18 protein-coding genes and 1 pseudogene are annotated in these 23388 nt (G+C 58.2%); 8 read left to right on the top strand and 11 right to left on the bottom strand.

Annotated features, from left to right (window positions below; all coding sequences use genetic code 11):
* The first annotated feature begins 1 nt into the window (after nucleotide 1).
* Nucleotides 2-2965: a virulence factor SrfB gene (locus N5J69_RS00950; RefSeq protein ID WP_279767472.1), complete on the top strand. Its 2964-nt coding sequence runs from the start codon at nucleotides 2-4 to the stop codon at nucleotides 2963-2965.
* On the top strand, nucleotides 2962-5328 hold the full coding sequence (locus tag N5J69_RS00945; protein ID WP_279767470.1) for a virulence factor SrfC family protein: 2367 nt from the start codon (nucleotides 2962-2964) through the stop codon (nucleotides 5326-5328). Before N5J69_RS00950 ends, N5J69_RS00945 begins: the two co-directional genes overlap by 4 nt.
* Here N5J69_RS00945 and N5J69_RS00940 read toward each other — a convergent pair.
* The 3 genes from N5J69_RS00940 to N5J69_RS00930 form a co-directional block, all read right to left on the bottom strand.
* Nucleotides 5325-5588 (bottom strand): barstar family protein, encoded by a 264-nt coding sequence (locus N5J69_RS00940; RefSeq protein ID WP_279768087.1) that lies wholly within the window; start codon nucleotides 5586-5588, stop codon nucleotides 5325-5327. The genes N5J69_RS00945 and N5J69_RS00940 overlap by 4 nt on opposite strands.
* A 2-nt stretch (nucleotides 5589-5590) precedes the next feature.
* The gene (locus N5J69_RS00935; protein WP_279767468.1) at nucleotides 5591-6025 is read right to left on the bottom strand and encodes a ribonuclease domain-containing protein; all 435 of its coding nucleotides are present in this window, start codon (nucleotides 6023-6025) and stop codon (nucleotides 5591-5593) included.
* 86 nt (nucleotides 6026-6111) lie between these two features.
* Nucleotides 6112-6453 (bottom strand): helix-turn-helix domain-containing protein, encoded by a 342-nt coding sequence (locus N5J69_RS00930; protein ID WP_009090299.1) that lies wholly within the window; start codon nucleotides 6451-6453, stop codon nucleotides 6112-6114.
* A 303-nt stretch (nucleotides 6454-6756) separates the two neighbouring features.
* Between N5J69_RS00930 and N5J69_RS00925 the strand changes: the two genes are divergently transcribed.
* Together N5J69_RS00925 and oqxB are read left to right on the top strand one after the other, a co-directional pair.
* Nucleotides 6757-7911, top strand: a complete 1155-nt coding sequence (locus N5J69_RS00925; protein ID WP_279767467.1) for an efflux RND transporter periplasmic adaptor subunit — start codon at nucleotides 6757-6759, stop codon at nucleotides 7909-7911.
* 12 nt (nucleotides 7912-7923) lie between these two features.
* On the top strand, nucleotides 7924-11076 hold the full coding sequence (gene oqxB / locus N5J69_RS00920; RefSeq protein WP_279767466.1) for a multidrug efflux RND transporter permease subunit OqxB: 3153 nt from the start codon (nucleotides 7924-7926) through the stop codon (nucleotides 11074-11076).
* 68 nt (nucleotides 11077-11144) lie between these two features.
* On the opposite strand, the gene N5J69_RS00915 is transcribed toward oqxB, so the two are convergent.
* The 5 genes and pseudogenes from N5J69_RS00915 to N5J69_RS00895 form a co-directional block, all read right to left on the bottom strand.
* Nucleotides 11145-11501, bottom strand: coding sequence for a type II toxin-antitoxin system HicB family antitoxin (locus tag N5J69_RS00915; RefSeq protein WP_279767465.1), 357 nt, complete (start codon nucleotides 11499-11501; stop codon nucleotides 11145-11147).
* Complete coding sequence (locus tag N5J69_RS00910) at nucleotides 11494-11775, bottom strand: type II toxin-antitoxin system HicA family toxin (protein WP_279767464.1); 282 nt, start codon at nucleotides 11773-11775, stop codon at nucleotides 11494-11496. The genes N5J69_RS00915 and N5J69_RS00910 overlap by 8 nt, the downstream gene beginning before the upstream one ends.
* A gap of 55 nt (nucleotides 11776-11830) precedes the next feature.
* Nucleotides 11831-12497 (bottom strand): annotated as a pseudogene (locus N5J69_RS00905) (integrase core domain-containing protein).
* Between the two features lie 75 nt (nucleotides 12498-12572).
* Nucleotides 12573-13067, bottom strand: coding sequence for an Rrf2 family transcriptional regulator (locus tag N5J69_RS00900; RefSeq protein ID WP_279767463.1), 495 nt, complete (start codon nucleotides 13065-13067; stop codon nucleotides 12573-12575).
* Nucleotides 13068-13265: 198 nt separating this feature from the next.
* Nucleotides 13266-14465, bottom strand: a complete 1200-nt coding sequence (locus N5J69_RS00895) for an MFS transporter (protein ID WP_279767462.1) — start codon at nucleotides 14463-14465, stop codon at nucleotides 13266-13268.
* Nucleotides 14466-14653: 188 nt separating this feature from the next.
* Here N5J69_RS00895 and tus point away from each other — a divergent pair, with 188 nt between their 5' ends.
* Entirely contained in the window at nucleotides 14654-15583 is a 930-nt protein-coding gene (gene tus / locus N5J69_RS00890; RefSeq protein ID WP_279767460.1) for a DNA replication terminus site-binding protein, read from the top strand.
* A gap of 40 nt (nucleotides 15584-15623) precedes the next feature.
* Here the strand turns inward: tus and fumC are convergent, their stop codons facing one another.
* Nucleotides 15624-17021, bottom strand: a complete 1398-nt coding sequence (fumC, locus tag N5J69_RS00885) for a class II fumarate hydratase (RefSeq protein ID WP_279767458.1) — start codon at nucleotides 17019-17021, stop codon at nucleotides 15624-15626.
* 200 nt (nucleotides 17022-17221) lie between these two features.
* On the opposite strand from fumC, the gene manA reads away from it, so the two are divergent.
* The 3 genes from manA to add all read left to right on the top strand — a co-directional run bounded on the left by manA (nucleotide 17222) and on the right by add (nucleotide 21216).
* The gene (manA, locus tag N5J69_RS00880) at nucleotides 17222-18406 is read left to right on the top strand and encodes a mannose-6-phosphate isomerase (protein ID WP_279767456.1); all 1185 of its coding nucleotides are present in this window, start codon (nucleotides 17222-17224) and stop codon (nucleotides 18404-18406) included.
* Between the two features lie 123 nt (nucleotides 18407-18529).
* Nucleotides 18530-20029, top strand: a complete 1500-nt coding sequence (locus N5J69_RS00875) for a YdgA family protein (RefSeq protein WP_279767454.1) — start codon at nucleotides 18530-18532, stop codon at nucleotides 20027-20029.
* A 191-nt stretch (nucleotides 20030-20220) separates the two neighbouring features.
* Nucleotides 20221-21216, top strand: coding sequence for an adenosine deaminase (gene add, locus N5J69_RS00870; protein ID WP_279767452.1), 996 nt, complete (start codon nucleotides 20221-20223; stop codon nucleotides 21214-21216).
* Nucleotides 21217-21295: 79 nt separating this feature from the next.
* Here the strand turns inward: add and N5J69_RS00865 are convergent, their stop codons facing one another.
* Together N5J69_RS00865 and araC are read right to left on the bottom strand one after the other, a co-directional pair.
* The gene (locus N5J69_RS00865; RefSeq protein ID WP_279767450.1) at nucleotides 21296-22342 is read right to left on the bottom strand and encodes an oxidoreductase; all 1047 of its coding nucleotides are present in this window, start codon (nucleotides 22340-22342) and stop codon (nucleotides 21296-21298) included.
* Between the two features lie 79 nt (nucleotides 22343-22421).
* The gene (gene araC / locus N5J69_RS00860; RefSeq protein ID WP_279767448.1) at nucleotides 22422-23339 is read right to left on the bottom strand and encodes an arabinose operon transcriptional regulator AraC; all 918 of its coding nucleotides are present in this window, start codon (nucleotides 23337-23339) and stop codon (nucleotides 22422-22424) included.
* Between the last annotated feature and the right edge of the window lie 49 nt (nucleotides 23340-23388).

The following is a 23388-nucleotide window of genomic DNA, read 5'->3' as shown; positions in this document are numbered from 1 at the left end:
GATGCTGGCTCCCCTGATCGATGACAAACAAAAAATTTCGCTGATTGAAAACAGCGGCGTGCAGTTTCTGGATTTCGGCCTGCAGCTCTCAGCCACTCAGGCGCGCCGTCAGTTTGTGCGCCAGACCGCTAACGGTCCCCTGCTGCGCCTGAATGTCGACGGCAACAGCGGCAAATTCATGCTCTTCCCGGAAGATGGCGGCGCGGCGGAAGTGTTGCGACCGGAATCGGATATCGCGCTGGCCGACTCACTCACTCTGCTGTCAGCCTGCTGGCTGCCGCTGCCGATGCTGCGCTGCGCCAGCGGCCGTCGTTTTATCGGCGGCCCTGAAAACTGGGCACGGATGCGGCTGGTTGCCCTGCCCGCGCCCGATGCGGCAGGCAATACCCATCGCGTCACGCTGGCGTTTGATACCCGCTGCGTGGCGGAACAGGATGGCGGCGAACAGCTCGGCCTGAGCCCCGCTGATGCACAGAACGGCGTGACCTTTGCACTCGCCTGGCACAACTATGAGCTGGGGGATTTCCTTGACCTGACCTGGGTTGACGGCTGGCTGCGCGAATCCTTTACCGACCGCGTTTCCGATCGCCGCGAACAGGCTATTAATCAGGCGCTGCGCGAGTTTGAGTATCAGGCGCACTACCTTAATCTGCTGGAGCTGCTGGGCGAACAGCTGGACCTCAGCGACATCCACATCCAGGCCGCCACGCTGCAGACCCCGGCGGTCAACGTCGATATCATCCTGGATGTCGGCAACTCCCATACCTGCGGCATTCTGGTAGAAGATCACCCGGAAGAGAGCAACGGGCTGAAGCAGACCTATGAGCTTCAGTTGCGCGATCTCTCCCAGCCGCATCAGGTTTACAACGAGCTGTTTGACAGCCGTCTGGAGTTTGCCGAAACCCGCTTTGGCAAAGCGAACTTCTCGCTGGAAAGCGGCCGTGAGCAGGCCTTTATGTGGCCCTCTCTGACACGCGTCGGACGCGAAGCGAGCCGTCTGGCTCTGCAGCGTGTGGGGCTGGAAGGCAGCACCGGCCTTTCCAGTCCGCGCCGTTACCTGTGGGATGAAGCACGTTATCAGCCAGGCTGGCGTTTTAACACGCCGGGCGATCAGGCTGAACCGCTGGCCTATGCCGCGCCCTTTACCACCCTGCTGAACGACGAAGGCCAGCCGCTCTCTTCGCTGGCTCCGGACGATCGCCTGCCGGTTTTTTCACCGCACTACAGCCGCAGTTCGCTGATGACATTTATGCTGTGTGAGCTGCTGGCGCAGGCGCTGATGCAGATGAACAGTGCCGCACAGCGTCAGCGGATGCCGCAGAGCCACGCGCCGCGTCAGCTGCGCCATGTGATCCTGACGCTGCCGTCGGCGATGCCGAAGCCGGAGCGTGAGATTTTCCGCCGCCGGATGCAGGAAGCGCTGGCGCTGGTCTGGAAAGCCGAAGGCTGGCTGACCGAAGACGATGATCTTTCACCTTCTTTGCCGCGTCAGAACCCAAAACCGCTGCCGGATGTGCAGATGGAGTGGGATGAGGCCACCTGTGGTCAGATGGTCTGGCTGTTCAATGAAACCCAGGTCAACTTTGCCGGACGCGCGGAGGACTTTTTCAGCAGCATGGCCCGCCCGGATCGCCCGCGCGAGGCTGACGAGCTGCCGGGCAAAAGCCTGCGTATCGCCTCCATTGATATCGGCGGCGGCACCACTGACCTCGCCATCACGCAATATCGTCTGGATGATGGTCAGGGCAACAACGTCAAAATCACGCCGCGTCTGCTGTTCCGTGAAGGTTTTAAAGTCGCGGGCGACGATATCCTGCTGGATGTAATTCAGCTGTGGATTTTACCGGCGCTGCAACAGCACCTGCAAAAAGCGGGTCTGACCCTGGCAGAACCCCTGATGAACAAGCTGTTCGGTCACGACAGCCGCATGGACGGTCAGGCAACGCTGCGTCAGCAGGTTACCTTACAGCTGTTTATTCCGCTGGCGCAGGCGGTGCTGGAGCGCTACGAGAACTGGGACCCGCTGGAGAGCCACGCCGAGATCAACGCGCTGTTTGGCGAGCTGGTCGGGCAACCACCGGGTGACGCAGTGCTGGCGTTTGTTAACGGCGAGATCCAGCGTGAACTGGGCGGCAACAGCCGCTTTGACCTGCTGCAGGTGCCGCTGGTGGTGAGCCTGTCGCAGCTGCATGGTGAGTTTATGCAGCACCGCATGGCGATTATCCCGGCGCTGCGATCAATGTGTGAAGTGGTCTCGCTCTATCAGTGTGACGTGCTGCTGCTGACCGGTCGTCCGTCGCGCTTCCCCGGCATTCAGGCGCTGGTGCGCCATCTGCAACCGCTGCCGGGCAGCCGTATTCTGTCGCTGGAAGGCTATCACACCAGCGACTGGTATCCGTTTAACAAACATGGTCGCATCGACAACCCGAAATCCACTGCGGCGGTCGGCGCAATGCTCTGCCTGCTGGCGCTGGATCTGCGTCTGAGCAGTTTCTGGTTCCGCGCAGGCGATTTTGAACCCTATTCGACGATTCGCTATCTGGGCATGCTCGATGAAAATCAGGCGCTGGCGGACGAGAACCTCTGCTATAGCGAAATTGATCTCGACGATCCCGGCTATGCGCTGGATAAAAAAAGCAGTTTCCGTATTCGCGGCAACGTCTGTCTTGGCTTCCGTCAGCTGGATAATGAGCGCTGGCCCGCCTCGCCGCTCTACAGCCTGACGCTGAACGACGCCACGCTGGCGCGTAAAGTCGCCGGTGAGAGCGTGCTGCGCATCCGTCTGGCGGTGAAAGCCGGTCCCGACGCCTCCGGCCCGGAAAGTCTGGTGCTGAGCGATGCGCGGCTGGACGATGGCACTCGCGTGCCGCTTGAGCAGTTAAGTCTGAAGCTGAATACCCTGTCGGCATCCGGCAATGCCAATGCGCAATACTGGATTGACAGCGGGAGCGTGTGTAAACGATGAAAGCGTTAAAACCCCGCCAGCCCCAAACGCTGGCAAAACGTCTTACCCTGTTGCAGGACGCCCTGAATAACAGCCTGGCCTGGGTTGAGACCACCCGCGAGCAGTCGCCGCGTCTGGCGCTGGAAGCCGAAACCCTGACGCTGCAGCTGCGTCAGGCACGCGTGCAGACCCAGGCACTGGCGCAGCAGGTGGCGCGCCCGGTGACGCTGGCGCTGTTTGGTCAGTCGCAGGCGGGCAAAGCCTGGCTGCTGAACGAAATGGTGGCCGATGCCCAGGGTCAGTTAGTGACCCGCATGGGCGATAAACTGCTGAGCTGGTTTCAGCATATCAATCCCGGCAACCTCGATTTTGCTACCGCCACCCGATTCAGCCACCAGCGCGAGCCGCTGTCAGGCGAGTGGCCGGTTGAACTGACGCTGCTGAGTGAAGCGGAGCTGGTGCGACTGATGGTCGCCTGTGCCAGAACGTCCACGCCCGACACCCTGCAGATCGACAGCACACTGCAGCGTCTGCAGCGTCATCGTCTCGCCACGCCGCTGGCCGGTCTGGAAGGTGATGCGCTGGTAACACTCTGGTCCTGGTGCCGCCGCCGTCCGCATCACGATGCGCGGCTCGATCGCCATTTCTGGCCGCAGGCCGTTGAGCTGGCACCCTGGCTTAGCGTTGATGATCGGGTGCAGCTCTTTTCGTTGCTGTGGCCTGCTCAGCCCGCCCTGAATGAGATGCTGCGCACCCTGCTGCACCTGCGGCATCAGCTGCGTAACAGCAGTCGGGTGCTCGCGCCCCTGAGTCTGCTGACCGATGCGTCACTGCTGCCTGCCGAGCAGCTGATTGTGCCGGCCAGTGAGCAGGATCAGCAGCAGCCAGTGGAAGTCTGTCCGATGAACGGCAATCGCATCGGCAAAGCGCAGAACGTGCCGCTGGGATTACTGGCGCTGCTGACGCTGGAAGTGCTGGTACCGCTGAGTTCCACACCGCGTACCGCGCTTTATGATGATGCCGATATGCTGGACCTGCCCGCGCCGGGCCAGTCCAGTGATTCGGCGGTTCAGGAAGATCGTCAGCGCCTGCAGCAGCAGGATCCCCTACGTGCGCTGCTGCTGGAACAGAAACGCGCTCTGCTGCCCGGCTTCTATGCCGCACGGCAGGCGATTGACCTGCTGCTGGTCTGCACCGCCGCCAGCCAGCGTCAGGATGCGGACCTCGCCAGCGAAACGCTGCGCGAATGGCAGCGTCATCAGCCCACCCAGGAATCCGCAGAGAAACCGCGCCTGATCTGGGCAATCACCCCCTTCGATGCCCGCCATCAGCAGGTCAACGTAGATGAAGCGGTGCAGCGTCAGATGGGGCAGCCGGGTCAGCACTGGGGATCGATGCTGGCCCTGGATCGTGCGGGTGTCGACCGCATGGCGAGCTGGTTGCAGGATGAGATGCAGCCGGAAGCCCGCCGCGACATGCTGCTGGCTCAGCTGGCGCAGATTCAGCACACCGTGGTGGAGCGACGTCTGCTACCCTGGACCGAAGCGGGTGCCAGCCCGGAACAGGCGGCACGCAAACAGAATATCGCCGACACGTTGCTGAAGTGTCTGCAGCATCGCACCGGCCTGCATGGCGAGCTGCTGGAGCGCCTGCAGCCGCCGCGTGAAGCGCTGCGCCAGCTGTGGCTCAATCAGTCGGCCCTGTCAGGCAGCAAACCGGCCACGATTCAGGCACCGGAAAATCAGTTTGGTATCGGGTTTGAATTTGACCTGTTCAGCGAAAGCCCGGCTGAAGCGCCGGTGCAGCCGCGTCAGAGTCTGCAAAGCACCCAGCAGTATCCGCGTCAGGTGCTGCTGCTGTGGCTGGATCATCTGCGCCAGCTGCCGGAGAACCGCAGTCTGCTGACGTTGCTGAACGTGGACAAGCCGACAATGGAGTGGCTGGTTGAAGAGCTGATTACGGCCGGATTCCGCACTGACATCGCGCAAAAACTCCAGCAGGCGCTGCATGAGCCGGATACGCAGAGTGTCAGCCATGAGTCTCGCGCCGATCGTCAGGTGACGCGTGCAATGACGGTGCTGGGGGATTTTGTTGCCTGGCTCGGCTTTTTGCAGCGGCCTGAAACCGAACGGCCTGCCAGCCGGGTTAACCGGGGTCAGGTGATTTTCTCGCGTCCTCCGGCACCCAGCGTCAGCTTCAGTGCCGGTCAGCGCCTGACGAAACTCTCTGCGGCACCGGCCAACCACACCGCCTACTACATCTACGACTGGCTGGTCGGGCTGAATCAGGTGATCATTGAAAACAATGGTTACACCGGTGGCGGCGACCTGCCGCTGGCGGCCCGCGAAGCGCTGATTGCGCTGCTGAAGCCGCTGCGGGCTTAATCCACGATCAGGCGCAGTTCGCCCTCCAGCGACTGCGCCGCCTCTTCCAGCAGCGCCAGCACCGGCGCTAAATCGGCCTGATGCTCAGCATAGTGCGCTAACCGCACCACAGCAGGCAGCGCCATCCCCCCCGTCAGCCAGTCCCATAACGCATCAAGATTATGTCCGAAACCCGGCGGGCAGCCACTCTGCTCAGCAAACTGCTGATAAAAAGCCGCACGGGTAGTGAGCTGGCGCAGGTCAAAGGTCAGGTTAAGCATCATCAGGGCACCTGTCTGAAGCTGCGGTAGTGATCGGTAGAGAGAAACACCAGCCCGTCGGAGGAGTACACCAGCCGATCGGCGTCGCGATGACCACAGCGATAATTCACATCCGCCTCATACCACTGACGGCCCGCACGGGCTGGCAGACGCTTTTCACGGTTGGTAAAACGATCGCCGCCGATGGCTTTGCCCGGCAACACCTCGCACAGATTGCCTTTGGCCGGATTCCAGCCACGCTTACGGGCTTCACTTTTCGTAAGGTAATAGTCCGGCAATTGCTGATGCTGCAGTACCCAGCGCGCCACGGTGTGGGCATCGGTCAGCGTCGCGATATCCGCCTGAGCAGGGGCTGAAACGGTATTCAGATAAGGTTTAAGGCCGTAGAAACAGGCCGCGAGGACAAAGAAAAGTCCAATCCAGAGTTTTTTTGACATGATGGCATCCGTGACGACAGGACGCAGATGATACCAGTTTTGCGCACGGAGAAAAGCGCGGGCCAGACAAGCTGGCCCTGGCGAGGTTATGCGGCGTGCGAATCCCCACTGTGACGACGCCATGCACCCGGCGCGACACCATACTGACGCTTGAAGCTGCGGTTAAAAGATTGCTGGGAGTCGAAACCTAACGAGATCGCTACATTGAGAATCGGTTCATCAGTGCTGGTCAGGCGATCGGCTGATTTCTTCAGCTTCTTAACCCGGATGTATTCACCCAGTGGGTAGCCGGTATGCTCTTTGAACATACGCTGCAGGTGCCATTTAGAGTAACCGGCGCGTTCTGAAACAGTATCCAGATCCAGACGTGCTTCAATGTTGTTATCAATCCAGTCGATTAAATCATGAATAAAGGCGTCACTCATCATTCCAGTCTCTCCCGTCGCTGTAGCGAAAAGTATTAGTATCAGTTGCAGTTACACTTAAGGGTGGCTGACTATGCCATTTAATGCAAGTTTTATGAATACATTAAATGCCGCACCTTTTATAGGGTTTTAGGCGTTGTTGGTCAGGCTTTCATCGCTCTGCCCTAAACCGCACATAAAGTGTATCTGTTATTCTTGCAGTTGCCCGCGACGCAAGCCTACACTCCCTGCGATTAATTGCAATATTAAAAGTTGCAAATATTGGCCTGCAGGTCGTCTATTTATATCTATCGCGGAATAACAACAATGATTACGAACCGGGTTCGTCAGGGTTTAACCCTCTTAGGGATGGTGCTGCTCATCACGCAACTGAGCGGCTGCGATAAGGGTGTGGCACAAAACGCCCCGCCGCCACCGCCTGAAGTGAGTGCCGCGCCGGTGCTGATCAAGCCGGTCAGTCAGTGGGACAATTTTAATGGCCGGGTTGAAGCGGTGCAGAGCGTGCAGCTGCGGCCGCGCGTCTCGGGCTACATCGACGCCGTTAACTATCGCGAAGGCGATGAGGTCAGAAAAGGTCAGGTGCTGTTTACCATCGATGACCGGAGCTACCGTGCAGCGCTGGAGCAGGCTAAAGCGGAGCTGGCCAGGGCGCGCAGTCAGGCAAGTCTGGCCCGCAGTGAATCGGGCCGCAGCGAGAAGCTGATTGGCACGCAGGCCATTTCCCGCGAGGTGTGGGAACAGCGTCGCTCTGCCGCCAGCCAGGCGCAGGCGGATGTGCTGGCAGCCGAAGCGGCGGTCGACATGGCGCAGCTGAACCTCGACTTTACCCGCGTCACCGCGCCGATTGATGGCCGCGCCAGCCGGGCGATGATCACCGCCGGTAACCTCGTCACTGCGGGCGACAGCGCCAGCGTGCTGACCACGCTGGTGTCACAGCAGCAGATGTATGTTTATTTTGATGTCGATGAGAACACCTTCCTCAGCTATCAGGCAATGGCGCGTCAGGGCCAGCAGCGTCATGCGCTGCCCGCTGAGATAGGGCTGGTCGGCGAACAGGGTTTTCCGCATCAGGGTAAGATCGACTTCCTGGATAACCAGCTGACCGCCAGTACCGGCACCATTCGTATGCGCGCCCTGCTCGACAATCAACAGCGTCAGTTCACCCCCGGCCTGTTTGCCCGCGTTCGTCTGCCCGGCAGCGCGCAGTTCGAGGCGGTGCTGATTGATGACAAAGCGGTGTTAACCGATCAGGACCGCAAATACGTCTATGTGGTGGATGGTGAAGGCAAAGCGCAGCGGCGTGATATCCAGCCCGGCGCGATGGTGGATGGCCTGCGTATCGTGAAGTCGGGTCTGCAATCAGGCGATAAAGTGATCGTCGCCGGTCTGCAAAAAGTATTTATGCCCGGCATGCCGGTCACTGCTCAGCAGGTCGCCATGCGTGCGGCAGCCGCTCAATAATCCGAGGCCGCTATGGACTTTTCCCGCTTTTTTATCGACCGGCCCATTTTTGCTGCGGTGCTGTCGATTCTGATTTTTGTCACCGGCATGATTGCCATTCCGCTGCTGCCGATCAGTGAATATCCCGACGTCGTGCCACCCAGCGTGCAGGTACGTGCCGAGTACCCAGGCGCTAACCCGAAAGTGATTGCAGATTCCGTGGCGACGCCGCTGGAAGAGGCGATCAACGGCGTCGAAAACATGATGTACATGAAGTCAGTTGCCGGTTCGGATGGCGTGCTGGTGACCACCGTGACCTTCCGTCCCGGCACCGATCCCGATCAGGCGCAGGTGCAGGTGCAGAACCGCGTGGCGCAGGCGGAAGCCCGTCTGCCGGAAGATGTACGTCGGCTGGGGGTAACCACCCAGAAGATGTCACCGACCCTGACGCTGGTCGTTCACATGTTTTCACCCAACAACACCTACGATTCGCTCTATCTGCGTAACTACGCCACCCTCAAAGTTAAAGATGAGCTGGCCCGCCTGCCGGGTGTCGGCCAGATCCAGATCTTCGGCGCAGGTGAATATGCGATGCGCGTCTGGCTGGATCCCAACAAAGTCGCGGCGCGTGGCCTGACGGCCTCGGACGTGGTGACGGCGATGCAGGAGCAGAACGTGCAGGTCTCTGCCGGTCAGCTGGGTGCCGAACCGCTGAAAAAGCAGAGCGACTTCCTGCTGTCCATCAACACGCAGGGACGGCTGGAGAGCGAGCAACAGTTTGGCGATATCATCCTGAAAACCTCAGAAGATGGTTCGCTGGTGCGGCTGCGCGATGTGGCGCGTATTGAGATGGGATCGGGCAGCTATGCCCTGCGCTCCCAGCTGAACAACAAAGATGCGGTCGGTATCGGCATCTTCCAGGCACCGGGTGCCAACGCCATCGATCTTTCCAATGCGGTGCGCGCCAAAATGGATGAGCTGGCGACCCGCTTCCCCAACGACGTGAAATGGGCTGCACCTTACGATCCGACCGTGTTTGTTCGCGACTCGATCAAAGCAGTGGTGCAGACGCTGCTGGAAGCGGTGATTCTGGTGGTGCTGGTCGTCATTCTGTTCCTGCAGACCTGGCGCGCCTCCATCATTCCCCTGCTGGCGGTGCCGGTGTCAGTGGTCGGTACGTTTAGCGTGCTCTATCTGCTCGGCTTCTCGCTCAACACCCTGAGCCTGTTCGGTCTGGTGCTGGCGATTGGTATCGTGGTGGATGACGCGATTGTGGTGGTGGAGAACGTTGAACGTAACATTGAGATGGGCCTGTCGCCGCGCGCTGCAGCCCATCAGGCGATGCGGGAAGTCTCCGGGCCCATCATCGCGATTGCGCTGGTGCTGTGTGCGGTGTTTGTGCCGATGGCGTTTCTGTCTGGCGTGACCGGGCAGTTCTACAAGCAGTTCGCCACGACCATCGCGATCTCCACGGTGATCTCTGCCATTAACTCGCTGACGCTCTCTCCGGCGCTGGCGGCCATGCTGCTGAAAGGCCATGACGCGCCGAAAGATCGACTGACGCGGATCATCGATGCGCTGTTTGGCTGGCTGTTCCGTCCGTTTAACCGCTTCTTCCAGCGCAGTGCGCATGGCTATGAATCGCTGGTAGGACGCACGCTGCGTCGCCGTGGCGCGGTATTTGGCGTCTATATCCTGCTACTGGCCGGTGCCGGTTTTATGTTCCATACCGTGCCGGGCGGCTTTATTCCGACGCAGGATAAACTCTACCTGATTGGCGGCGTGAAGATGCCGGAAGGCTCCTCACTGGCACGCACCGATGAAGTGATTCGTAAGATGAGCGAAATCGGTATGCAGACCGACGGCGTCGCCTACGCGGTGGCGTTCCCCGGCCTGAATGCACTCCAGTTCACCAACACCCCGAACAGTGGCACAGTGTTCTTTGGCCTGAAGGCATTTAGTGAGCGTAAGCATACGGCGGCGGAGATTAACGCGGAAATCAACGCGAAAATCGCGCAAATCCAGCAGGGCTTTGGCTTCTCGATTATGCCACCGCCGATTCTGGGGCTGGGCCAGGGCTCAGGCTATTCGCTTTATGTGCAGGATCGGGCGGGTCTGGGCTATGGTGCGCTGCAGACCGCGATTAATACGCTGTCGGGCAGCATCATGCAGACGCCAGGGATGCACTTCCCTATCTCCTCATATCAGGCCAACGTTCCGCAGCTTGATGTGCAGGTTGACCGGGATAAAGCCAAAGCCCAGGGCGTGTCGCTGACTGCGCTGTTCAGCACGCTGCAGACCTATCTTGGCTCATCGTATGTGAATGACTTCAACCGCTTTGGCCGTACCTGGCGCGTCATGGCGCAGGCGGATGGGGATTTCCGCGACAGCGTTGAAGATATCGCTAACCTGCGTACCCGCAACGATCGCGGTGAGATGGTGCCGATTGGCAGCATGGTTAACATCTCCACCACCTACGGCCCCGACCCGGTGATCCGCTATAACGGCTATCCGGCCGCCGATTTGATTGGCGATGCCGACCCGCGCGTGCTCTCTTCGGCGCAGGCGATGCGTCAGCTGGAAGCGATGTCCGGTCAGCTGTTGCCTAACGGCATGAACATCGAGTGGACCGATCTGAGTTATCAGCAGTCAACCCAGGGCAATACCGCGCTGATTGTCTTCCCGATGGCCGTTCTGCTGGCGTTCCTGGTGCTGGCCGCGCTGTATGAGAGCTGGACGCTGCCGCTGGCGGTGATCCTGATTGTCCCTATGACGATGCTTTCAGCGCTGTTTGGTGTCTGGCTGACCGGCGGTGATAACAACGTCTTCGTGCAGGTGGGACTGGTTGTGCTGATGGGGCTGGCCTGTAAGAACGCGATTCTGATTGTCGAGTTCGCACGCGAGCTGGAGATTCAGGGCAAAGGGATTGTGGAAGCGGCGCTGGAAGCCTGTCGCCTGCGTCTGCGCCCGATTGTGATGACCTCCATCGCCTTTATCGCCGGTACCGTGCCGCTGATTCTGGGGGAAGGCGCGGGTGCAGAGGTGCGGGGCGTAACCGGTATTACGGTCTTCTCTGGCATGCTCGGCGTGACGCTGTTCGGCCTGTTCCTGACGCCGGTGTTCTACGTCGCCCTGCGCAAGCTGGTGTCACGGCGGTCTGGTAATACGGAGTCAGTTACGGCGTAAACCGTAAACGTTAACAGGGGCGATCGGATGATCGCCCCTTTTTTTGTCTGCGATTGGCAGCATGCCGATTAACACTGCTTTAATTTTTCACTCAGCGTTTCAATGATAAAGGTATTCAGCGAGGTTTCATTTTGGGCCGCAGCCTGTGACAGCCGCACGCCCAGCGATTCAGGATAGCGCAGCGTGAAGGTCTTGATCTTTTCCTGCTCTGCATAAGGATTAATGCCAGAGGCAGCGCAATCCTCCAGGTATTCGCGCAGCGAAATCTCACCTTCTTTGTGCAGGCCTTGCACGCTGTCAGAGACAAAATCACAGTAGCCTGACAGGCCAGTAAAGCGTCCTCGGAAGAGGTTGATTTCGGGAACGTAGGTGATGACTGCGGGTTGTCCGGCGACAATGATTGATGAATTTGAACGATTATTCATAGGGATCGACTCCAATACTTTCCAGCCATTCACGCAGATTAACAACAGCACCTTTATCGGTATCTGGCGAGGGATGCGGGCGATGAAACTGCGCAATTTTTCCTCTAAGAAGAAAACGTACCCGTGAACCACTACCCTCTTTAATCTCTCCGCCCAGCGCCCTGATTAGTGACTCGATTGCCAGCCATTTCAGTCCGGACGGCGGCGGCATATGAAAAATCTGCTCCAGCGTTTCACGCTGTTTTTTCCTTAAGTTCCTGACGGCGTCGTTCATCCTGATCTCCGCGACTTCATCCAGTGAAGTCATTTTATTCTGATGCTGCAAGAGGTCAAGATGGAATTAACAGAAGCACGCATCTGAATGGCAGGTTTGTAGAGAAGTGACTAGTCCTGGCATAGGTTGACACGTTATGCCGTGAAAACGCCTGATGCACTGCATCAGGCGTTTTGTATTTCAGCGACAGATGCGGACGCTGACCGTTGTAGATTTTTACCGACTCCGCCACCATTTTTCCTGCCTGAACGATGTCCGCCGGGCGCGTTATCAGCAGCTCGTTTTTCAGTGTTCCGTTCACCCTCTCCGCAAGGGCGTTCTGGTAACAGTCATAGCCATCCGTCATTGAGCAGATAAGCCCGTGCTTTTCATGCACCGACTGGTACAGCGCTGAGCAGTACTGTATTCCCCTGTCGGAGTGATGGATCAGCGGCGTCCTGCCATGCCGGTTTCTCAGCGCCATCTGCAGCGCCTTCACCACGTGCTTTGTATGGAGACTTTCCTGCACGTGATAACCCACTATTCCACGTGTGCTGCGCTGAAGAGTGCCAGTCCAGCTGGCCATACTTACGCAGCCAGTTCAGAACGGTGGAGCACCCCTGGATACCGAAGCGCTCCTGAGCCTGGCGATATGTCATCTCACCTTTTTCAACCTGCTCAACGACGGCCAGTTTAAAGGACAGAGAGTAGTCGCGTTGTGTACGTTTAACATACTGTTTCATCACATTCTCCTGTAAATCGCGGGAAAATGTGCAACGCTATTCAGGACGGGTCACAGGCATAAAAAAAGCCGCTCATCAGCGGCTTTTTTTGCAGAGCTCTTCACTCTCTTCGGGTTCAGGTTGCGGTACGGCGGTGCAGTTACTGGTGTCGCGTTTCTTCAGCTCATTCAGCGCGTCGGCGACGGTGCGTTTTGCCAGCACATCCAGCGACGCCTGCTCGGCTTCATCGGCGATGGATTTGAAGTACCAGCAGAGATTGGCACTGACCAGACAGCGTGGCGCGACGTCAGGACGCGCTGCCCAGATTTTTTTGTCTTCAATCACAGAGACATAAATATCCCGCAGGGTAATGTCCGCAGCAGGACGGCCGAGATGAATCGAACCGGTACGGCCCAGCGTAGAGACGATGATGCCGTCACGGGTCAGCGGGACCATTAATTTTCGGATGAAACTGGGATTCGCTTCCAGCCCGTAGGCCAGAATCGCGCTGGTAGAGCGTTTACCCATTTGCTCCGCCATCGCTACGCTCAGAACCATTTGCAAAGCTGTCGGGAAGCGGTAATCAAGCATTTCTTTATCCTGAGTTGCGGTGCATCTTATTGTTTTATTGCCGCATAAGTGAACAATCAATGAGCAATAAATATAACAAACACTGTTGCTTTTTTGAAGCAAACCGGCAATGACAAGGCACGTATTCACCAAAGGCTGAGGCCTGACAGCACAAGGTGCTTACCCTGCGCCGTCAGCTGAACACAGAGCCCCGTGCGGTCATGCAGTGGTGACCCGCACCGCCGGTAATCGCTGCTTAAGCGCAATAACCAGTACCACGTTAAAGATTGCCAACGCGCAAAGCAACCCCAGCGTCGCCGATGCGCCCATCTTTTCAAACACATACCCACCAATCAGCGGCGTCAGAGCCTGTCCCATTAACGCCGGGCGGGCCATTTTCCCCACCACAATTGCGTAAGACTCTGGTTTGACCATCGCCAGCGGTAAAGTTCCACGCACGATGGCCCTTAAGCCATTTCCTGCGCCATACAGCACCATACTCAGCAGTGCCATCTGCGGAAACAGTGCCAGCAGCAGCAGGCCCAGTGCCACCAGCCCGACGGAGAAAAAGGTGGTGCGGATGGGATGACTGCGTTTGAAAACAATATCGACGATGCGGGAGCCGACCTGACACGGCCCGAGCACCGCGCTGATCGCCAGCGCCGACGTCAGCGTATGACCACTCGCCTGTAACAGTGCGATAAGCTGCACGGAAATCGCCGTCATGATGACCGACGCCAGGGTGAAAATGGCGCACAGCAGCCAGAACAGCACGGGTTCTATCTCCGGCGTGGCAGACGGTTTGACCGCCCTTTTCGCCGGCGGCTTAGCGTGGCTGGCCGGTAAAGCAAACAGATAGGCAGGCAGCACACAGACCACCATTATGGCTGCAATAATCAGTGACGCCTCACGCCAGCCGAATCCGTGAATCAGCAAGGCTGTTCCCGGCCAGACCAGCGTGGTGCAGAAGCCTGAAATCAGCGTGATACCGGTGATTGCGGAACGCGCCTGACCGCCATAGCAGGTGCCGAGTGTGGCAAACAGAGCATCATAAAGCCCCATCGCCATACCAATGCCGATAATCACCCACGCAAACAGAAACAGCGGCAGCGAGTGGCTGTAAGCCATCATCACCAGCCCTACCGCCATCACCAGGCCGTTCAGCGCCAGCAGCAGGTGGCCACCGGTACGGGCGATAATCCTGCCAGCCAGCGGTGAGAGCAGGCCCGACACCAGTATTCCCGTCGAGAGCGCGCCATAGATCCACTGCTGCGACCAGCCTGTCTCTGCTGCAATCGGGTTCGCCATAACCGCCATCAGATAAAACGACCCTCCCCATGACAGGATCTGCACCCAGCCCAGGGTAAAAATAGCGGCGATACCGGGTTTGTTGTTCTGACTCACGGACACTCTCTTCATTAGCAGGCGAACCGTTTTTATAACATGTTCTGCGACAGGCCAGAACGTATGATGCCCTTTTCGCTGCTTCGCCAGGCAGACCGCACGGTTTGAAATAAATGTTTATTTAGTATGTTGTAACTACGAAGCACTTGCAACCCGGCGAGGCTTCTGCCACATTATGGACGTTGTAACTATGGAGGCACAACATGACGCGCTATGACTTAGTGGCAGATATGCATCAATGTGTAAACGACCTGGAACGGGCGCTGGGAGAGCTTCGGCAGCAGATTGAAGCGCAGCCGCTGCTGATCGCCCGTGTCTTTAGCCTGCCGCCCGTGGTGAAAGGCCGCGAGCACGATGCGATCACTCAGATCGCCGTCGGGCAGCATCTGGGTGACAGCGCATTAAAGATGGCGCTGGACCACTACTGTCGTCTGTTTATGCAGCATCAGTCTGAACAGCTGAGCACCAAGGCTGCCGTGCGCTTACCTGGCGCGATCTGCATTGAATGTGATGAACAACGTGAAGCAGAGATCGGCGCGCTGGTCGGTGTCATTAACCAACTGAAGGCCCGGCTGGAGCAGCTGATTACGGTGGACTCGGGTCTGCCGAGCGAAGCGCGGTTTGAGTTCGTTCACCAGCACCTGCGCGGTCTGATAACGCTGAATGCCTATCGCACAATCACCCTGCTCAGCGCCCCCGACAGCCTGCGCTTCGGCTGGGCCAACAAGCACATTATCAAGAATCTCAAGCGCGAAGAGGTAGTTGCGCAGCTTGAAAAAAGCCTGAAAGCGGGACGTGCGCAGGCCCCCTGGTCCCGCGAACAGTGGGCGGAAAAAGTGCAGGAGGAGCTGGCAAGCGTGCGCGCCCTGCCCGCGTCGGCGCGACTGAAAATCAAACGCCCGGTAAAAGTGCAGCCGGTGGCACGCGTCTGGCGTGCGGAAGAAAAAAAACAGACCCAGCTGGCCTGCCCTTCACCGATTCTGGTTATCTGTCGCGATCGCAGCCAGGTTCCGGTGCTGGGCGAGCTGCTTAATTACGACGCCGATAACATTACGCATCGCCATAAGCCTGCCGCGGAACCGCTGAATCTGCTGATACCCCGACTGCATCTGTGGGTCGATTGCCCGATTTAAAAAAAAGGCCAGCATCCGCTGGCCTCTGGTCTCTCACATCTTACGACTTCATGCTGCCGACCATCTCCTCCGGACGGACCCAGGCATCAAACTCCTCTTCCGTAAGATAACCCAGTTTCAGCGCCGAACCTTTCAGCGTGAGCCCCTCTTTGTGCGCCTTCTTGGCAATTTCAGCCGCTTTGTCATAGCCGATATGGGTATTCAGCGCCGTCACCAGCATCAGTGATTCGTTAAGCAGCTGGTCAATGCGTTCGCGCACCGGCTCAATGCCCACCGCACAGTGATGGTTAAAGCTGTCCATGCCATCTGCCAGCAGGCGAATCGACTGCAGGAAGTTGTGGATGACCATCGGACGGAAGACGTTCAGCTCAAAGTTACCGGACGCGCCGCCCATGTTGATCGCCACGTCGTTACCCATCACCTGACAGCAAAGCATGGTCATCGCTTCGCACTGCGTCGGGTTCACCTTGCCCGGCATGATGGAGCTGCCGGGTTCATTTTCGGGAATGGCGATTTCGCCAATGCCGCAGCGCGGGCCGGATGAGAGCCAGCGCACGTCGTTGGCAATTTTCATCAGCGAGGCGGCCAGGCCTTTCAGCGCGCCATGCGCATGCACCAGCGCATCACAGGTAGCCAGCGCTTCAAACTTGTTTGGCGCGGTGACAAAGGGCTGCTGCGTCAGATCGGCCAGCGCCTTCGCCACGCGCACAGCATATTCCGGGTGCGTATTCAGGCCGGTGCCGACGGCGGTGCCGCCCAGCGCCAGTTCTGCTACGTGCGGAATGCTCTGTTCGATATGCTTCAGGTTGTGCTCCAGCATCGCCACCCAGCCAGAGATCTCCTGGCCCAGCGTCAGCGGTGTGGCATCCTGCAGGTGGGTACGACCAATCTTGACGATATCCTTAAAGGCGTCGGACTTCTGGCTCAGCGTCTTTTTCAGTACCTGAATCTGTGGGATCAGCTGTTCACGCAAGGCGATCACGGCGGCAACGTGCATCGCCGTCGGGAAAACATCGTTGGAGCTCTGGCTTTTGTTCACATCATCGTTGGGATGCACCAGGCGCGACATACCGCGCTCCCCGCCGAGGATTTCACTGGCGCGGTTCGCCAGCACTTCATTCATGTTCATATTGGTCTGGGTGCCGGAGCCGGTCTGCCAGATCGCCAGCGGGAACTCATCCGCATGCTGGTCTGCCAGCACTTCATCGGCGGCGCTGACAATCGCCTCTGCGCGATCAGCGGGCAGCAGGCCCAGGTCGCGGTTGACGCTGGCCGCAGCGCGCTTGGTCAGCGCCAGCGCATGCACCAGTGCGGTCGGCATTTTTTCGGTTGAGATGCGGAAGTGTTCCAGTGAGCGCTGCGTCTGCGCGCCCCACAGTTTGTCTGCCGGTACATCGATGGGGCCCATTGAATCTTTCTCAATGCGGTTGGCTGCCATGAATACGTCTCCTTCACCTGTTTTTTTAAAAGAATGACCGCCCTCTCCGTCATCGCAGTCGATAAACCGGCGGCCAGGATACTCATACACAATAATTTAACATTATCAGAGCTTAGCGTCCTTTTGCGCTGGATATGTTTTTTTACCGGCGGTTTCTGCTTTAATAATCGCAATAACGTCCCGTCACAAAGGGTTTTATGATGCAAAAAATGAACAATTCGCTGCAAACATACGCGTGGGGCAGTAAAACCGCATTGACTGAGCTTTATGGGATCGCGAATCCGGAGGGGCTGCCGATGGCGGAACTCTGGATGGGTGCGCACCCAAAAAGCCCCTCAACCGTCATGGACCAGGGCAGCGAACGTTCTTTGCGTGATGTGATTGACGCCGCGCCAGCCGCCATGCTGGGCGACGCGGTAGCGCAGCGGTTTGGTGAACTGCCGTTCCTGTTCAAGGTATTGTGTGCCGATCAGCCGCTGTCGATTCAGGTTCATCCCAGCAAACGCGCCGCTGAAGCAGGCTTTGCCCGTGAGAATGCGGCGGGCATTCCGCTCAGCGCGGCTGAACGCAATTATAAAGATGCGAACCACAAGCCGGAGCTGGTCTATGCGCTGACCCCCTTCCAGGCGATGAACGGCTTTCGCACCCTGACGCAGATGGTCTCCCTGCTGGAGCCGGTCGCGGGTGCCCATCCGCAGATAGCTCATTTTTTGCAACATCCCGGTCAGGAGGCGCTGGCTGCACTGTTCTCTACCCTGCTCTCACTGACGGGCGAGGCGAAATCGCTGGCGCTGGACGTGCTGAAATCCGTGTCTGATGCGCAACAGGGCGAGCCGTGGCAGACCATCCGCACGATTGCGGCTGAGTATCCTGACGACAGCGGCCTGTTTTCACCGCTGCTGCTGAATGTCATCACCCTGCAACCCGGTGAGGCGATGTTCCTTTATGCTGAAACCCCGCACGCCTATCTGAACGGTGTCGCGCTGGAGGTGATGGCAAACTCCGATAACGTCCTGCGGGCCGGTTTAACCCCGAAATACATTGATATCGACGAGCTGATGGCCAACCTGAAATTTGAGGAGAAGCCTGCCAGTGCGCTGCTGACCGCGCCGGAAAAACAGGGCGATGCGCTGCGCTTCCCGATTCCGGTAGACGATTTTGCCTTCGCTATTCATAGCCTCAACGCAGAGCCGCACTCGCTGGCGCAGCAGAGCGCCGCCGTGCTGTTCTGCATTGAAGGCCAGGCGGTCATTGCCAAAGACGATGAGCAACTGACGCTGAAACCGGGCGAATCCTGCTTTATCGCCGCCAGCGAATCGCCGGTGACGGTCGCCGGTACGGGCCGACTGGCACGGGTATTTAACAACTTAGGGCAGAGCGGCTGACGAAACCTCTGTTAACTGCTATTATTTCAACCTATTAGCTTTTAAACGCCTGCGGGCGTTTTTCTTCGGTCGCCGGGATAAACCTGCGGCATAAGCGGACTCAAGGATAAGGACGAATCAGCAATGAAAAAGACCAAAGTTGCCCTAGGTGTCATCATCGCACTGGGCGTAGTCTGGACAGGCGCGGCGTGGTTCACCGGCAAGCAAATTGAAAGCCACAGGGATGAGCTGGTGCAGAACGCCAATGCCCGGCTGAACGCTTACGCCCCTAACAGCCGACTGAAGATCAGCTATCAGGATTATCAGCGCGGCGTGTTCAGCAGCAAAGTGAACCTGGTAGTTCAGGCCAGCTCACAGACCGAAGACAACCCGCTGCTGAAGCCCGGACAGAGCATCATTCTGAACGAAACCATCGATCACGGTCCTTTCCCGTTTGCGCAGCTGAAGCATTTTAATCTGATCCCGAGCATGGCCTCCGTGCATACCGAGCTGGCTAACACCGATGCGGTGAAGAAGCTGTTTGAGCTGACCGGCAACAAATCGCTGATTAACGCCGATACCCGCATCGGCTACAGCGGTGCCACTGATACCGCGCTGCGCGTGCTGCCTGTCGATTATCAGAATGCGCAAACCGGCGAGCGTTTTGCCACGAATGGCGGCACCTTCAACGTCAGCGCCGACAACAAAGGCGATAGCGTGTCGCTGGACAGCGACGTTGATAGCCTCGCGCTTACCAGTAAAAATGAGATGGGCCAGCCGGTGCTGTTCACGGTCAATGGTCTGAAGCTGAGCGGTCATTCGCATCTCAGCCCGGAAGGCGTGCGTATCGGCGATCAGTCAGTCGATATTGAGAAGGTGAATGCCAGCATCAATGGTCAGGACGCCCTGACGCTGCACAAAATGAAAGGCACCTCCTCTTTCGACAACAGCGCCGGTAAAATTGGCGGCGATATTGATTACAAAGTGGAAGGCATTCAGCTGCAGAAGCAGGACTTTGGTCAGGCCGCGCTGAAGATGAAGCTGTCACAGTTCGATGCGCAGGCGGTGAAAGCGTTCTCAGACCGTCACAACGCGCAGATGCAGGCGTTGCTGAGCCAGCCTGGCGTTGCGGAAGACCCTATCCGCTATCAGGCGGCCGTACATCAGATTCTGATGGCCAATCTGCCGATGCTGCTGAAAGGCTCGCCTTCCATCAGCATCGCTCCGCTGAGCTGGAAAAATGATAAAGGCGAAAGCACCTTCAATCTGACGGCCAGCTTCAACGACCCTTCTGCCGTGACCGGTGAAGCCCAGACCCTGAGCGGCATGGTGGATCGGGTACTGAAAAGCCTCGACAGCAAGCTGACCATTAATATGCCAATGGCGACGGAAACCATGCACAAAGTGGGCCTGGCTGAGGGTTATCAGGCTGATGACGCGCAGAAGCTGGCGGACCAGCAGGTGAAAGGTCTGGCGGCGATGGGCCAGATGTTCCGTCTGACCCAGCAGCAGGATAACAACATCGTCACCAGCCTGCAGTACGCCAACGGTCAGGTAAATATGAATGGCGACAAGATGACACTGGAGCAGTTTATGTCCCGCTACATGCTGGGTATGCCGACCAGCGAAGGGATGCCACAGTAAATTCCGGTGATAGTCAGAGAGGCGACCTGTGGGTCGCCTTTTTTATGCCTGTGCGCAGTCAGCCGTGCTTTTCACGCCGGTTATGCGTAATTAATCAGCATCCGGCGCTGCTGTTGCGCAAATAACTGGCGCTGTTGCGCAAGATATTTTTATAATGCTCTGCACTTCACCGACAATTCAGCGAGTGCGCCATGATCGATTCTAAAATTCCTCTGACAGATATTCACCGCCACCTTGATGGCAACATTCGTGCACAGACTATTCTCGATTTAGGTCGCCAGTTTAATCTCGCCCTGCCCGCCTCAACGCTGGAAACGCTGCGTCCGCATGTGCAGGTTGGGGAAAACGAACCTGATCTGGTGAGCTTTCTGCAGAAACTTGACTGGGGCGTGAAAGTGCTGGGCGACCTGGAGGCCTGCCGCCGCATCGCGCAGGAGAACGTGGAAGATGCCGCCCGCGCCGGTATTCACTATGCTGAACTGCGTTTTTCGCCGGGTTACATGGCGATGACCCACAACCTGCCGATTGCCGGTGTGGTTGAAGCGGTTATTGACGGCGTACGCGCAGGCCGTCAGCAGCACGATATCGACGTGCGTCTGATTGGCATCATGAGCCGTACCTTTGGCGAAGAGGCCTGCCTCAGCGAACTGGAAGGTCTACTGGCCCATCGCGATCACATCACGGCGGTCGATCTGGCGGGTGATGAGCTGGGCTTCCCGGGCAGCGTGTTCCTGAGCCACTTTACCCAGGCTCGCGATGCCGGCTTCCGCGTTACCGTCCATGCGGGCGAAGCAGCCGGTCCGGAGAGCATCTGGCAGGCGATTCGTGAGCTGGGTGCAGAACGTATCGGTCATGGTGTGAAAGCGATTGAAGATCGCGCGCTGATGGATTTCCTCGCAGAGCACCATATCGGCATTGAGTCCTGCCTGACCTCCAACATCCAGACCAGCACCGTGCCTTCACTGGCGCAGCATCCCCTGAAGACCTTCCTTGAGCACGGTATTCTGGCGACCATCAACACCGATGACCCGGCGGTTCAGGGCATTGAGCTGGCGCATGAATATCATCACGCCGCACCGGCTGCCGGTCTGAGTGCCGCGCAGATCCGTCAGGCGCAGGAGAACGGACTGACGATTGCGTTTCTCAGCGAGGCGGAGAAAGCGGCTATCCGCGCTCGCGTGCAGTAACGCTTTTACATCAGCCATAAAAACGGGCCGGATAACCGGCCCGTTTCGCTGTTAGCTTACTGCATTAAGCCGTCACCCATCAGACGCGTTTCAGCGACATCGTCTGCCGTTTCTCGGCAGATTGCAGACCCAGTTCGATCAGCTCCATCACCTGAATCGCCTCTTCCGCCGTCACCGGATTATTACCGCGTCCGGCGATGGCATCGCGGACCCCCGCGTAATATGCGGGATAGTTGCCCGGCTGGGTCAGCTGCGTGGTCTCCGTCAGGGAGTCACCCTCAACCCGCGTCAGCGTACCATCGCGCATGTCATAGCCCCAGTCTTCCTGCGGCGGGAAATCGCCCGACTTCAGGCGATCTTCCTGCGGATCCAGACCATATTTAACGTAGCTGCCGCCCGTGCCGTGGACGGTATAACGGGCAGATTCTGCGGCTACCAGCATGCTGGCGTGCAGCACGACGCGGCGCTGCGGATAAATCAGCGTGGCGTGGAAATAGTCGGTAGTCTGCGCGCCCGGACGCATCTCGGCCAGATCCACGTTGATGGCGACCGGCGGACCAAACAGCTGCAATGCCTGATCCAGCAGATGCGGTCCCAGGTCATACCAGATTCCGCTGCCTGCGCCTTTCATTTCGCGCCAGCGATTGCGCACTTCCAGACGGAAGCGATCAAAGTGCGACTCGAAGTAGCGCACTTCACCCAGCGTGCCAGCCTCAATCAGGGATTTCAGCGTCAGGAAATCACTGTCCCAGCGGCGGTTGTGGAACACCGAGAGCAGCAGCCCTTTGGTTTTCGCCAGCGCATCCAGCTCGCGGGCCTGTGACAACGTCACGGTGAACGGTTTATCAACCACCACATGTTTACCGGCATTCAGCGCGGCTTTGGCCAGCGGGAAGTGCGTATCGTTGGGGGTAGGAATAACAATCAGTTGCAGAGTCGGATCGTCCAGCAGCGCCTGAGGATCGGCCACGACCTGCGCGGCGGGCCAGTCGGCATGGACTTTGCTGGCGTCGCTACTGGAAATGGCAGCCAGTTCGACGTCCGGCGTCCCTGCAATCAGCGGGGCATGAAACGTTTTACTGGCAAAACCGTAGCCGATCAGACCAACACGTAATTTATCGCTCATTTGGATTCCTCTTAGTCGCTAACCTGATTGATTTAAGACTATTAACCAGGTGAGGACAAGGAGGAATTCCCCGAAAAAACTAAGAGATAGCACTTCGCGCCAGGGGCCAGGCCGTCTGTGCCGCCAGGCTGTCGTGCGCGTCCTGATTGCGGCGGCGGAAGTCGCTGGGGCTGACGCCAACCCGCTTACGAAACACCCGTGAGAAATAGAGCTGGTCGTCATAGCCCACTTCGCGCCCTACCGAGGCGATGGGCTCCTGAGTGGTCTGCAGCAGGAGTTTCGCACGGATCACCCGCTGATCTTCACGCCAGCGCAGCAGATTCACGCCCATCTGTTCGCGGAACAGATGCGCCAGTCGCGACGGCGACAGACAGACGTGGCGCGCCACCTCTTCAATCTTGACCTCGCTGGCGAGATGGTTGGTCACATACTGGCAGGCTTCAATCACGCGTGGATCGCGGATTAACTGATGGCTGCGGGGATCTTCTTCAACGGCGCGCAGCAGCAGGCGCTCCAGCAGGTTCATCGCCAGCTCTTCCGCAAAGCGACGGCCCGAGTTATGGGTCTGTTCGATACTGGCAAACAGGCGATCAAACTCGCCCCGCAGCGTTTCCGGCAGCAGCAGGCGTCCCACGCCCTCCTGCTCATCCTGCCAGCGCAGCCAATCCTGCCAGTAGGCACGCGGACGGAAATAGACCCAGCGGTGGAACCACTGCGGGCTGTCCGGCGCACGACCATAATAGTGGGCGGTTTTTGGCTGAAACAGCAGCATTTCGCCAGGCTCGCAGTCAAACGCCCGCTCGCCATCAAACACCCGCCCTTTTCCTTTGATGGTGAGATTCAGAATGTAACCTTTCATGCCGTGCGGGCGATCGATAAAGAAATCGAGCGGGCCATCGGCGGTGATGGGCGTCAGCCCTGCCACCAGCCAGGCATTGAATGAATAGCCCGGCAACAAAGGGTTCTGCTGCCCGGCCGGTAATTCGCGGTGATACATAGCGTCCTCACTCAGTCTGTTATTGTTCGGATAGCCCGCAGAAGCGTCT

Origin of the sequence: Pantoea sp. GD03673, from assembly GCF_029844725.1 — a bacterium.
Taxonomy (GTDB): Bacteria; Pseudomonadota; Gammaproteobacteria; order Enterobacterales; family Enterobacteriaceae; genus Pantoea.
This window is presented reverse-complemented; position numbering and strand designations above follow the sequence as displayed.